We start from the raw sequence: 10,564 nt of genomic DNA, 5'->3' as shown, positions 1-10,564 counted from the left end.
CCGGCACCCCCGGCACCCCCGGCACCGCCGTCCCGGGCACGGCACAACACACGACCCAGCACCCGACCCGGCACCCGACCCAGCACACGACCCGACACACGGAACCGAACCCGGAACACCAGGTGGAACAGGAGAACGGAAAGTGACCGAGTCCAAGGCCGGCTGGCCGCTCTACGAGGTGTTCGTGCGCCCCCGGCGCGGTCTGAACCACGTGCACGTCGGCTCGCTCCACGCGCCCGACGACCGGATGGCGCTGCTCGCCGCCCGCGACCTCTACACCCGCCGCAACGAGGGCGTCAGCCTCTGGGTGGTCCGCTCCGACGCGATCACCGCCTCGACCCCGGACGAGCGCGACCCGTTCTTCGAGCCCAGCGGCGACAAGGTCTACCGCCACCCGACCTTCTACGACATCCCCGAGGATGTCCCGCACATCTGACCGGGAGCAGCCGAACCATGACCGACGACCACGTGTACCTGAGCCTCGCCGAGGCGTCCCCCGAGCCCGAGGGCGAGGGCCGCTGGGCGTACGGGACGGGCTTCGCCGACCCGCTGCTCGGGGTGGACACCGCCGTGCCGCCCGGGCTGGACGGCGCCGACCTCGCGGCCTACTGCCTGATGCTGGGCGACGACGCGCTCGTCCTCGCCCAGCGGCTGATCGAGTGGTGCACCCGCGCACCGGAGCTGGAGGAGGAGGTCGCGCTCGCCAACCTCGGTCTCGACCTGCTCGGTCAGGCCCGCCAGCTGCTCACCCGGGCCGGGCAGGCGGACGGTTCCGGGCGTACCGAGGACGACCTGGCGTACTGGCGCGAGGAGCAGGAGTTCCGCAACGTCCGCCTCGTCGAGGCGCCGAACGGGGACTTCGCGTACTCGATCGCCCGACTGCTGCTGTTCTCGACCGCCCGTGGCGCGCTGTACGAGGCGCTGGCCGGGCACGCCGACCCGGTGCTGGCGGCGGTCGCGGGGCGCGGGGTGAAGGAGCTGGCGTACCACCGCGAGTACGCCACCGCGTGGACCCTGCGGCTCGGCGACGGCACGCCGTACTCGACCGCGCGGATGCAGGCCGGGGTGGACGCGGTCTGGCCGTTGCTGGAGGAACTGTTCACGGCGCATCCGGTCGAGCTGCGGGTCGGGGTGGACCCGGCGACGCTGCGCGAGCCGGTGCTGCGGTCGCTGGCGGCGGTGCTCGCGGAGGCCGGGCTGACCGTGCCGGACGTGCCGGGGCTGGCGGCCGTGGGCGGCCGGGCCGGCCGGGACGGGGTGCACACCGAGGCGCTGGGGCTGCTGCTCGCGGAGCTGCAGGTGCTGGCCCGCGCGCATCCGGGCGCGACGTGGTGACGGCCGTGGCCGGGGAGCGCGCGTCGAGCGGGGCGGCCTGGGCGGTGGCGGCCGCCGTGCCGGACCCGGAACTGCCGATGCTGACCCTGGCGGACCTGGGTGTGCTGGCCGACGTCGAGGTGGCCGGGGGCCCGGAGGAGCCGGTGGTGACGGCCTGGATCACCCCGACGTACTCGGGCTGCCCCGCCGTCGCCGAGATGGCCGCCGACGTGGACCGGCGGCTGCGCGCGGCCGGCTTCGCGGACGTCCGGGTCCGGCTGCGGCTGGACCCGCCCTGGTCGACCGACCTGATCACGCCCGAGGGACGGCGCAAGCTCGCCGAGGCCGGCATCGCCCCGCCCCGGCCCGGGGCCGCGGCCGGGACCGCGGCGGGCACCGGCGGCGCCACCCTGCTGAGCCTCGGCCCGACCCGGCTCGCGACCGCCGGCGCGACCGCCGGCGCGACCGCCGGCGCTGCCGCCGGTGCTGTCGCCGGTGCTGCCGCCGCCGTGCCCGTCCCCTGCCCGCTCTGCGGCTGCACCGACACCGAGGAGCTGTCCCGCTTCGGCTCCACCGCGTGCAAGGCGCTGTGGCGCTGCCGCGAGTGCCGCGAGCCTTTCGAACGCGTCAAGGAGATCTGAATGGCCGCCGTTCCGCCAGCCGTCCCGCCGCTCGCGCCGTCCGCGGAGGCGTCCGAGACGTCCGTAGCATCCGTGACGCCCACGGCGACGCCCGCGACGCCCGCCGCCGCCCCCACCGTACGGCCGGCCCGCCGGCCGACCTTCCACGCGCTGCGGATCGCCGCCGTGGAGCGGCTCTGCGACGACGCCGTCGCCGTGACCTTCGCGGTGCCCGACGGGCTCACCGAGGCGTTCGCGTTCCGGCCGGGCCAGACGCTGACGCTGCGTCGGGTGGTGGACGGGGTCGACGAGCGCCGCTCGTACTCGATCTGCGCCCCCGTCGGAGGCCCGCTGCGCATCGCCGTGCGCGAGGTGCCGGGCGGACTGTTCTCCCGCTGGCTGGTGAGCGACGCCCGGCCGGGGGAGGAGGTCGAGGTGCTGACGCCGTCCGGGCTGTTCACCCCGGACCTCGGCGAGCCCGCCGACCACGTCCTGCTGGCGGCCGGCTCCGGCGTCACGCCGATGCTGTCGATCGCCGCCTCCGTGCTGGCCGCCGACCGCACCTCGACCGTGACCCTGCTCTACGGCAACCGGCGCAGCGACACCGTGATGTTCGCCGACGAGCTGGCCGACCTGAAGGACCGCTACCTGGGCCGCTTCCAGCTGGTCCACGTGCTCTCCCGGGAGACCCGGGACGCCGAACTGCTCAGCGGCCGGCTGGACCCGGAGCGGGTCGAGGCCCTGCTGTCGGCGCTGGTGGACGTGGCGGCGGTCGGCCACTGGTGGCTCTGCGGGCCGTTCGGGATGGTCGCCGGGGCGAAGGAGCTGCTCGCCGGGCTGGGCGTGCCGGCGGAGCGGGTGCACCAGGAGCTGTTCCACGCCGAGGACGAGCCGATCGCCGAACGCGCCGACGACGCACCGGGCGGCGCGGCGGACGGCGCCGAGGGTGCCGAACGCAGCGAGGTCACGGTCGTCCTGGACGGGCGGGGCAGCACGCTCACCCTCCCGCGCGACCGCTCCATCCTGGACGGCGCGCAGCGGTCCCGGCCGGACCTGCCGTTCGCCTGCAAGGGCGGGGTGTGCGGGACCTGCCGCGCGCTGGTCACCGAGGGCGAGGTGACGATGCGGCGCAACTTCGCCCTGGAGGAGAAGGAACTGGCGGCCGGATACGTCCTCACCTGCCAGGCCCGCCCGGTGACGGACAGGGTGACGGTCGACTACGACCGCTGACCCCGCGCGTCCACCCGGTCGGCTACCGGGCCGGCACCGGCACCCCGGCCTCGGCCGGTACGGGTACGGGTACCGGTACCTCGGCCTCGCCGCTGGCCGGGGTACCGAGCAGCCCGACGATCTCGTTGACCGCCGCCCGGCCCGCGCGGTTGGCGCCCACGGTGCTGGCGGACGGCCCGTAGCCGACCAGGTGGACGCGCGGGTCGAGGGTGGCGTGGGTGCCGGTGAGCGCGATGCCGCCGCCGGGGGAGCGCAGGCCGAGCGGGCCGAGGTGGCCGACCTCGGGACGGAAGCCGGTCGCCCAGACGATCGCGTCGACGGCGAGCTCCTCGTCGCCCCAGGCGACCCCGTGCTCGGTGAGGCGGTCGAACATCGGCCGGCGGTGCAGCGCGCCCAACTCCTCGGCCCGGCGGTAGGCCACCGACGGTCCGAGGCCGGTCACGCTCACCACGCTGCGCACCGGCAGCCCCTGGCGGACGCGTTCCTCGACCTTGGCGACCACGGCGCGCCCGTACTCGGGGGTGAACGGCCCGGCGTGGAAGACGGGCGGGGTGCGGGTGACCCAGACGGTCTCGCCGACCGCCGCGACCTCCGACAGCACCTGGATCGCCGAGGCGCCGCCGCCCACCACCAGGACCCGCCGGCCGGCGAACTCCGCCGGCCCCCGGTACGCGGCGTAGTGCAGCTGGCGCCCGTCGAACCGGCCCGGGTAGTGGGGCAGGAAGGGGCGGGTCCAGGTGCCGGTGGCGTTGATCAGGGCCCGGGCCGACCAGGTGCCGGAGTCGGTCTCGACCAGCAGCCGGGCGTCGGGCCGCGTCGAATCCGAGCGCACCGCCAGGACCTTCACCGGGCGTACGACCGGGAGTGCGTGTTTGGCCTCGTACGCCGCGAAGTACCCCGGGACGACCTCGCGCGCCGGGGCGTCCGGGTCGGGTTCGGGCAGTTCGAAGTCGGGCAGGTCGTGGAAACCGTGCACGGTGGCCATCCGCAGTGACGGGGAGCGGTGGGCCCAGGCGCCGCCGGGGGCGTCGTCGGCGTCGAGGACGACGAACCCGCCACCGTCGCGGGAGGGCGCCTCAAGGCAGGGCGCGAAACCGCGGCGGCGCAGGTGGTAGGCGGCGGACAGGCCCGCCTGGCCCGCGCCGATCACGACGACGTCGACCAGGCGGACCGTGCCGGAGTTGGTTGCACCGTAAACAGTCACGCCGATGAAACATCCGGCGGACGGGCGGTGTTCCCGGGGGCGCGCGTTCCGAGGAACACCCCCGCCCCACCGCCCGTCCGCCGACTTGTCCGCCGGCTATCAGCCGCCCCGGATCAGGCGGTGGCGGGCGAGATCACCACCGCCGTGCCGTACGCGCAGACCTCCGTACCCACGTCCGCCGCCTCCGTGACGTCGAATCGGAACATCAGCACCGCGTTCCCGCCACGCGCCTTGGTCTGCTCTACCAGCCGCTCCATCGCCTCGTTCCGGCTCTCCACCAGCGTCTTGGTCAGACCGCGCAGCTCGCCGCCGACCAGCGACTTCAGCGAGGCGCCGATCTGGCTGCCGATGTGCCGGCTGCGCACGGTCAGGCCGAAGACCTCGCCGATCACGTGGTCGACCCGGTATCCGGGGATGTCGTTGGTGGTCACTACCAGCACCTGGGCGTCCGGACGCTGCCCGCCGCCGTACTCGTCGATGTTTGCCATGGCGCCCATCCTGCTGGCGTCCGGACGCGTTCGAACAGAGGCGCGCGGAGGCGTGGCCGCGAGAAGACGGGGCGGTAACGGCGAGAACGCGTAGGGTAGCCGGAACAGACCGGTGATCGGACGGCCGAAAGGCCGTACCGTAGCCCCATGGGCGAGCGAAGCGATCATCCACAGGGGCCGGGCGCGGCGGAGGACTCGGGCGCGCAGGAGATCGAGGCGACCGTGGTCCTGGGCCTGCGGATCACGAACTGGCCGGCGCTGCGCGCCGCGGCCATCGCGGCCGTCGAGGAACTGGACTTCGAGGGCATCGATCCGGCCGGGCAACGCCGCGAGATGCTGCGCGAGGTGGCCGAGGACGCCAACGCGGCACTCGGCGCGCTGCTGCACCCGGACCGGCTGGTGGCGGCGATCCCGGGGGTCGAGGCGGTCGGCGGCACGCTGGAGATCAGCGTCACCGAGGACTTCGCGCCGGACTTCGCCGAACTGTTCCCGCTGGAGGGTGACGAGGAGGACGCCGCCGCGGCCGGCGACTGGACGCTCACCCCGCGCACCGCCTGTCTGCTCCACGCCCAACTGCTCGGGCTGGCCGACGCCGCGTACGACGACCTCGACGAGCACGAGGACGAGCCGGTCGTCGACGGCGAGGAGGCGGACTGGACGGTGTTCGGACGACTGCCGCAGCGCACCTGGCGGCTGCACCGGGCCTGGCGCCGCGCCATGGCCCGCACCTTCGACGACCTCGCCGACGACCTCGCGCTCGGCGAGTGGCCGCTGCCGCGCTGCCTGGCGGAGGAGATCGCGCTGCGGATGGCCCTGGTCGACGCCCGGACGCTGCTCGGCGCGCAGCCCGAGTCGGTCGCCGACATGATGGGCGACCTTCCGGCGGACCTCTACGACTACGACTGGGACGGCTGCCACGACGAACTGTTCGGCGTCTACGGGCCGGACGACGGCGACCCGGAGCTGACCGCGGAGCAGCGCGCCGAACTGCTGCTCACGGCCACCCACCCGGAGGGCTGGTTCCTGCCCTACGAGGACGCGGAGGAGCGGGACGCGCACCGCGGCTACCGCCGCTGACCGCGGTCCGACCGGCAGTGGCTGGGCCGGTGCTGGTCGGACCGCGGTGATCGCCGCGGCCGGGGGCTGGCATGCTGGTCGGGTGACTTCTCCGTTCGACGCCCCCGTTCCCGAACCGACGCCCGAGGACCGCGACGCCCGGCAGCAGTACGTGCTGCCGCTGGTCGTCCGGATGGAGCGCGCGACGCCGCCCGGGCGGACCGACGCGCTGGAGACCTCGGCGCGGGCGGTGCTGACCCTGCTGAACGACCCGAGGGTGGTCGAGGCGGAGGGCGAGTGGGCGGAGCGGGTCGCGGCCTGGGAGGACGCGCGGATCCGCAAGGTGGTCCGGCGGGCCCGCGGCGGCGAGTGGCGCCGGGCCGGGGAACTGCCCGGGATCACGGTGACCGGGCGGGAGGCGGAGGTGCGGGTGTTCCCGCCGGTCCCGCTCGACGGTTGGCCGAAGGAGCTCGCCAAGCTCCAGGTGTCGGGCACCGATCTGGAGGAGGCCGGCCCGGTCGACCCCCCGGCCCCGGGCGTGCCGGTGCTCTGGCTGAACCCGGAGCTGGAGATGAGCGCGGGCAAGACGATGGCGCAGACCGGCCACGCCGCCCAGATCGCCTGGTGGCGCCTGGACGACACCCGGCGCAAGGAGTGGGCGGAGAGCGGCTTCCCCCTCGCCGTCCGCACGGCGACACCGGAGGCCTGGTCGGAACTGGTGGCGAGCGGCCTGCCACTGGTCCAGGACGCGGGCTTCACGGAGATCGCCCCCGGGCCAACTGTTGCACTCGAAGGCGGCACGCGCTACTGCCCCACCCCGCGCCTTCGGCGCCCGTGAACGCATCACGCTGACCCCAACACGGCAACGTAGCAGGTGAGGCGCGCGTTCTTGGTGACCGCACGCCTCCGGCAGACCTTCTTGGAGGGGTGAAGTGGCGGCGCTTCCTCTGCTCGCCGCCATTGTCGCGTCGGGGGCTCGACGGGCTGTTGCGCCAACCCCCACGGACTCTCCCGAACGGGCGTGGCAGGCCGGAGACCGGGGCAGCATCGGAAACCGGGCTCGTGAGAACCTAGACCGGCACTGCCCGTATGGCCGGGCTCGCACCGGCAGCAGTGCGGCGGTCGGCGACGAGGACGGAGCACGGGTGTACGTCACGAGGGTCCAGCTCAAGAACATCAAGGGCTTCAGCGGCAAGCGCGCAGTGGACCTGGCCTTGCCCGGACGCAGCGGCTGGACCGTCCTTGCGGGCCGCAACAGTTCGGGCAAGTCAACGGTGCTGCAAGCCCTGGCTCTGGCCTTGGCTGGCCCGACAGTCTCACGGGCGCTGGTGACGGACTTCACCGGCTGGATCAGCTCTGGTACCAGGACGGGCGAGGTGAACGTCCACGTCGCCGTCGACGCCTCCCTTGACGGGTTCTCGGGACCGGGGAACACACCTGAAGGGGAGACCAGCTTCGGGCTCCGATGGTCCCGGGCCCCTGAGTCGGAGCATAGCCAACGGCCACTGGTGGAACCGCTCGGTAAGGGCAAGAGCGGTCCCCGAGGGCCCTGGATGGAGAACCCCGCCGGTTGGTTCTGTGCCGGCTACGGCCCGTTCAGGCGGCTGACCGGCGGGTCGAGCGAGGCCCAGCGCCTCATGGTCAACCAGGGGCCCAGCGGCCGACTGGCCACCCTCTTCCACGAGGACGCGTCGCTGGCCGAGGGAGTCGCCTGGCTGGTCGACCTGCGCCTTCGGGCGTACGAAGAGGACAAGGGCGGCCCAGCAGCCGACCTGCTGCAGACCGTGCTGGCTCTGTTGCAGGACGGTCTGCTGCCCGACAACTATCAGGTGAAGCGGGTAACTGCGGATGGCCTGTGGGTAGAGGAGAGGGAGGGCACGAAGCAGTTCCCGCTCAAGGAGATGAGCGACGGATACCGGACTGTGGCGGCGCTAGTCCTCGACATCGTGCGCCAGCTCCAAGGTGCCTACGGGGCATTGATGGTCTCGCGGACCTCAAGTGGCGGCACTGTCGTACGCAACCCCGGCGTGGTGCTGATCGATGAGGTCGACGCCCACCTGCACGTCACATGGCAGCGCAAGATCGGAGACTGGCTCCAGGAGCACTTCCCCTGCATCCAGTTCATCGTCACCAGCCACAGCCCCTACATCTGCCAGGCTGCCGACGAGGGAGCCCTGATCCGTCTGCCGGGCATCGACGAGCACCAGGCCCCGGAAGTCGTCCAGGAGGACCTCTATCGCCGGGTCGTCTACGGCACTGGCGATGACGCGGTGATCTCGGAGCTATTCGGCCTGGAAACCCTGTTCTCCAGCCGTGCCGAGCGCGAGCGTCGGCGCCTAGTGGCTCTGGAGCGCAAGGTGTACGCGCAGACCACCACCCCTGAAGAGGACGAGGAGTATCGTCAGCTGACCGACCTGCTGACCAGCTCGCTGGTCACCCGGGTTGCTGAGGTGTCGGCACGGCTGGAACAGGACCGATGATCCCCCTCCAACGCGTCGAACTCTCCACACGGGCGCAGAGGCTGCTCACCACGTGGACGGCCGACGTCGCGACTGCGGGCGGCACAACGGCAGCCGCACGCGATCATTGGACCAGGGCCAAGGCAGCCAAGAAGCACGTACGCACCGCGCTGGAAGGTATGACCCGTGGCGCGGCGCGCTGCATGTACTGCGACGACAGCAGGGCCACGGACATCGACCACTTCCAGCCGCTGGACAACGCGCCGTACCGGGCCTTCGTGTGGCTGAACCACCTGCTCGCCTGCTCTTGGTGCAACAGCAACGAGAAACGGGAGCAGTATCCGGTGGACGCTACCGGAGCTTGTCTGCTGGTCGACCCCACGGCGGAAGACCCCGCTGACCATCTGGAGCTACTCCTGGGCAGCGGCGAGTACACGGCGGTCGACGGATCCCCCAAGGGCGAGGCCACTATCAGCGTTTTCGGCCTCAACCGCCATGACCTCGTGAGAGGACGCCAAGTTGCCTTCCGAAGGGCTTGCTCGAACCTGCGGGACTGGCACAACCTGGTCGAGGAGGATGATCCCGAAGCCGACGAGTTGGCTCAGGCGTTGCAGGACTCGCCCTTCATCGACGTTGTCCACGCCATGACCCGCCTCGACCCGGGCCTGGCTCCTAAGGTAGTCGGCCAGCGGACCGTACCGGCACTCGACGCATGGCGAGCCGCGTTCGGGATCTGAAAAGCTCGTTCAGGAGCAACAGCGTGGCGGGCCGGGGCAACCTGGATCTCGACCAGCTGGCGCGGTCGGGTTTCCTGTGGGCAGGGAAGCCGGGTGTCAGTCCGTGGGTGCATCATGCTGCGATGAGTGAGCAACCCGAGTTGTCGATCGTCTCAATGGCGATGGATCGTGCGTCGGCATCGATGGTCCTCGTGCGTTCCGACGGCAAGGAGGCCCGTTTCCCGCTGGGGAAGGATCCGTTCGGCGAGACCAGCACACTGTCCCGGTTCACTTACCTTCCGGCTCTCGATGTGCTTCTTGCCACCACGAACGCCGGTGACGACATTGCCTTCGAGATGCCCACCCTTGACGGTGCCGACCAACTCGGCGGGCGTTTGGCGGTCTACCTGGACCAGAACAAGTGGCGCGTAATGGCCAACGTGCTCACTGGTATCGGTGACGTTTCCCCACAGGAAGACGAGGCGGCTCGGCGGCTCGTACAGTGGGTGCGGCAAGGAAAGATCATTTTGCCTATCTCTGCCGCACATTATGCGGAGACCGCCAAGTGGTCCGACACCGCCAGGCGATACCAGCTTGGTCTGACGGTCCTCCAGCTGAGCCGGGGCTGGCAGATGCGGGATCCGTTGCAGCTACGTCGCGACGAAATCCGTGCTGCCTTCGGTTGCCGGACAAGTGGCGACGCCGGAACTCTTGTGCAGGCGGTGTTCACCCTCGCCCCGAACGTCATTCATGGAGCTGCTCGCGGAGTAGCCCCCATCCCGATGCCCTCGGGCCTTCCGCAGGAGATGGCGTTTCGGACCGTGGCGCTGACCTCGGCCACCGCGCTGATCGACGTGATGCTCGATACCGAATGGGTACCGGCTGGCTCGGTGACCGGTTGGGTAGAAGCCAACCAGCGGTTCAGTGACTGGCTGGATGGCGAGAGGCGCGACGCACAGCAGAAACGCAAGAGCATCGACGCCTTTCTCCTGAACGACATCCGGCTCGACCTCGCAGTCGAAGCGCACGCGGCGCAGCTGACACCGAAGGTTGTCGCTGAATGGGTGACGAAGCACGCTCGGCACGATCTGGCCGCCGCGCCGGCCCTGGGGCTGCTGCGGGAGATGCTTCACGAGCGCCATCTCAATAAGGGGACAACCTGGAGGACCAACGACCTGACGGACATGATCTACCTGTCCTGTGCCGCCGGGTACGCGGATTTCGTGGTCTGCGAACGAGCCATGGGCGACGCGCTGAGGCAAGGAATCAAGCGGCTGCAGCGACCGGTGCGGGTCTTCCGATACCTGAGTGACGCAGCCGAGGCCATCGAGGAAGCCTTGGCGGTTACCGCGCCAGGGCAATCGGAAGAGTGACCGAATTCGAATGCCGTGTCAGCGGTGAGGCCGCTACCGTCTGGTCATGGGGCCTTCCCCCTGATGTGAGGACACCGGACACTGGATCTTGATGGTCCAGGAGA

Annotated in this window: 11 protein-coding genes; 9 read left to right on the top strand and 2 right to left on the bottom strand. The window is 71.5% G+C overall.

Annotated features, from left to right (window positions below; translation table 11 throughout):
* Positions 1-142 precede the first annotated feature (142 nt).
* Genes paaB through paaE form a run of 4 tightly spaced genes read left to right on the top strand, consistent with a single transcriptional unit; the run spans position 143 to position 3,164 of the window.
* Positions 143-436 carry a 1,2-phenylacetyl-CoA epoxidase subunit PaaB gene (gene paaB / locus ACFP3U_RS03945; RefSeq protein WP_218199217.1) on the top strand — a complete coding sequence of 98 codons (294 nt, stop codon included), beginning with the start codon at positions 143-145 and terminating at the stop codon, positions 434-436.
* A gap of 17 nt (positions 437-453) precedes the next feature.
* Complete coding sequence (gene paaC / locus ACFP3U_RS03940; protein WP_380223735.1) at positions 454-1,335, top strand: 1,2-phenylacetyl-CoA epoxidase subunit PaaC; 882 nt, start codon at positions 454-456, stop codon at positions 1,333-1,335.
* A gap of 5 nt (positions 1,336-1,340) precedes the next feature.
* Positions 1,341-1,955, top strand: a complete 615-nt coding sequence (gene paaD, locus ACFP3U_RS03935) for a 1,2-phenylacetyl-CoA epoxidase subunit PaaD (RefSeq protein ID WP_417466410.1) — start codon at positions 1,341-1,343, stop codon at positions 1,953-1,955.
* Complete coding sequence (gene paaE, locus ACFP3U_RS03930; RefSeq protein ID WP_380223734.1) at positions 1,956-3,164, top strand: 1,2-phenylacetyl-CoA epoxidase subunit PaaE; 1,209 nt, start codon at positions 1,956-1,958, stop codon at positions 3,162-3,164.
* A gap of 22 nt (positions 3,165-3,186) precedes the next feature.
* On the opposite strand, the gene ACFP3U_RS03925 is transcribed toward paaE, so the two are convergent.
* Together ACFP3U_RS03925 and ACFP3U_RS03920 are read right to left on the bottom strand one after the other, a co-directional pair.
* Positions 3,187-4,368: an NAD(P)-binding domain-containing protein gene (locus tag ACFP3U_RS03925; RefSeq protein WP_380223733.1), complete on the bottom strand. Its 1,182-nt coding sequence runs from the start codon at positions 4,366-4,368 to the stop codon at positions 3,187-3,189.
* Positions 4,369-4,481: 113 nt separating this feature from the next.
* A complete protein-coding gene (locus tag ACFP3U_RS03920) occupies positions 4,482-4,856 on the bottom strand; it encodes a YbjQ family protein (RefSeq protein WP_045938048.1) in 375 nt (124 codons plus the stop codon).
* 147 nt (positions 4,857-5,003) lie between these two features.
* Here ACFP3U_RS03920 and ACFP3U_RS03915 point away from each other — a divergent pair, with 147 nt between their 5' ends.
* From ACFP3U_RS03915 to ACFP3U_RS03895, 5 genes are all read left to right on the top strand, one after another.
* Entirely contained in the window at positions 5,004-5,933 is a 930-nt protein-coding gene (locus ACFP3U_RS03915; RefSeq protein ID WP_380223732.1) for a hypothetical protein, read from the top strand.
* A gap of 82 nt (positions 5,934-6,015) precedes the next feature.
* A complete protein-coding gene (locus ACFP3U_RS03910) occupies positions 6,016-6,750 on the top strand; it encodes an aminoacyl-tRNA hydrolase (protein WP_380223731.1) in 735 nt (244 codons plus the stop codon).
* 307 nt (positions 6,751-7,057) lie between these two features.
* Positions 7,058-8,392, top strand: coding sequence for an AAA family ATPase (locus tag ACFP3U_RS03905; protein WP_380223730.1), 1,335 nt, complete (start codon positions 7,058-7,060; stop codon positions 8,390-8,392).
* The gene (locus tag ACFP3U_RS03900; RefSeq protein ID WP_380223729.1) at positions 8,389-9,108 is read left to right on the top strand and encodes an HNH endonuclease family protein; all 720 of its coding nucleotides are present in this window, start codon (positions 8,389-8,391) and stop codon (positions 9,106-9,108) included. Before ACFP3U_RS03905 ends, ACFP3U_RS03900 begins: the two co-directional genes overlap by 4 nt.
* Positions 9,109-9,230: 122 nt before the next feature.
* Positions 9,231-10,460 carry a hypothetical protein gene (locus ACFP3U_RS03895; RefSeq protein WP_380223728.1) on the top strand — a complete coding sequence of 410 codons (1,230 nt, stop codon included), beginning with the start codon at positions 9,231-9,233 and terminating at the stop codon, positions 10,458-10,460.
* The last annotated feature ends 104 nt before the right edge of the window (positions 10,461-10,564 follow it).

It is taken from the genome of Kitasatospora misakiensis (genome assembly GCF_042656005.1).
GTDB lineage: Bacteria > Actinomycetota > Actinomycetes > Streptomycetales > Streptomycetaceae > Kitasatospora > Kitasatospora misakiensis.
Note: the sequence above shows the minus strand (reverse complement) of the source record. Positions and strands in the feature narration are given on the sequence as shown.

What these genes read in the sequence shown, in the direction of transcription:
- paaC (WP_380223735.1), top strand. Translation starts at nt 454, where the DNA reads ATGACCGACGACCACGTGTACCTGAGCCTCGCCGAGGCGTCCCCCGAG.
- ACFP3U_RS03900 (WP_380223729.1), top strand. Translation starts at nt 8,389, where the DNA reads ATGATCCCCCTCCAACGCGTCGAACTCTCCACACGGGCGCAGAGGCTG.
- ACFP3U_RS03920 (WP_045938048.1), bottom strand. Translation starts at nt 4,856, where the DNA reads ATGGCAAACATCGACGAGTACGGCGGCGGGCAGCGTCCGGACGCCCAG.
- paaE (WP_380223734.1), top strand. Translation starts at nt 1,956, where the DNA reads ATGGCCGCCGTTCCGCCAGCCGTCCCGCCGCTCGCGCCGTCCGCGGAG.
- ACFP3U_RS03895 (WP_380223728.1), top strand. Translation starts at nt 9,231, where the DNA reads ATGAGTGAGCAACCCGAGTTGTCGATCGTCTCAATGGCGATGGATCGT.
- ACFP3U_RS03915 (WP_380223732.1), top strand. Translation starts at nt 5,004, where the DNA reads ATGGGCGAGCGAAGCGATCATCCACAGGGGCCGGGCGCGGCGGAGGAC.